Origin of the sequence: Mesorhizobium sp. M2A.F.Ca.ET.037.01.1.1, assembly GCF_003998075.1 — a bacterium.
In the GTDB taxonomy this organism is placed as follows: domain Bacteria; phylum Pseudomonadota; class Alphaproteobacteria; order Rhizobiales; family Rhizobiaceae; genus Mesorhizobium.
This window is the reverse complement of the sequence record NZ_RZSA01001374.1, coordinates 1-1,295: the sequence shown is the minus strand read 5'-3', so window position 1 is coordinate 1,295 and position 1,295 is coordinate 1. Positions and strand designations below refer to the sequence as shown.

Below are 1,295 nucleotides of genomic sequence, written 5' to 3'. Positions count from 1 at the left end.
TTTCGGAACTCCTGCGCCTCGTCGACGATGATCTGGTCGACGCCAATCTCCGAGATGGTCAGCAGATCGTCCTTGCGGGTCGAGAGAGATTCCAGCCGCTCTTTCAGGCCCTCCTTCAGCCGCTCGAGCCGCTTGCGCGAGACGCGGTCGTCGCTCTCGACCTTGGTGAGCAGGCTTTCATAGAGCTCCAGTTCGTCCTGGATCATCTGCTGCTCGAAGGCGGACGGCACGCCAATGAAGCGGAACGCCGAATGCGTGATGATGATCGCGTCCCAGTTGGCCGTTGCAGCCCGGCTGAGAAACCGGTGCCGCTTGGCCAAAGCAAAATTGGTCTCGTCGGCAACGAGGATTCGGGCGTTGGGATAGAGCGCCAGGAACTCGCGTGCCGCCTGCGCCAGGCAATGACCGGGCACGACGAGCATCGCCTTGGCGACCAGCCCGAGCCGGCGCTGCTCCATGACGCCAGCTGCGATCGTCATCGTCTTGCCGGCGCCCACGGCATGGGCGAGATAGGTTGCGCCCGAGGCGATGATGCGCCAGATGCCGCGCTTCTGGTGGTCATAAAGAGAAAAGGCGCCAGAGGCGCCCGGAAGCTTCAGGTGCGAGCCGTCGAAGGCTCGAGGCACGAGGTTGTTGAAGCGGTCGTTATAGACCCGCGCCAAGCGATCGGTCCGGTCGGGATCGGTCCAGATCCAGCTCTGGAAGGCGGTTTTGATTTTTTGCAGCTTCTCCTTCGCCGCCTCGGTGTCGACGACATTGAGAACGCGGCGCTCGCGATCGCCGTCCTTCATGGTGTCGAAGATCTGGGGGACACGGCTGTTGAGCGCATCGGCGAGCAGTTCTCCGGCATGCCGGCGATCCGTGCCCCATTCCGAAGTGCCGGCCGCCATCCATCCGAGGTGGCGGGCTTCGACGGTCCAGGAGGCCAGCTCCGGCACGTGGTGGATCCTGATCTCCGCCCCCATCGTCTCCTTGACGAATGCAACGATGTCGGCGGCTGGAATCCAGGGCGCCCCTAGCCGCGCGGTGATGTCGGAGGGGCTGAGATCGGCGGGCTGCACGCCCTGCAGCGCCGTGACGCTGCGTTCATAGGCGGGATCGAGCGCCGCGGACGCCTCTGCCGCCTTCAGCCTGTCGCGTACCGCGCCCGACAGATAGGCGTCCGCGGTCTGCCACGAGCCGTCCGCTGGATCGCGAAAGATGGCGCTGCCCAGCTCGGCGATGACGTCGTCGACCTCGCGATGCAGAAGCTCGGCAATGTGGTCGGGATCGACATGGCCGCGCTCGTTCAGCAC

At 64.9% G+C, this 1,295-nt stretch carries 1 pseudogene; it reads right to left on the bottom strand.

The annotated features are described in order from the left end of the window. Positions 1 to 1,295, bottom strand: a pseudogene (locus EOA27_RS36865) (lactate dehydrogenase); the annotation flags it as partial.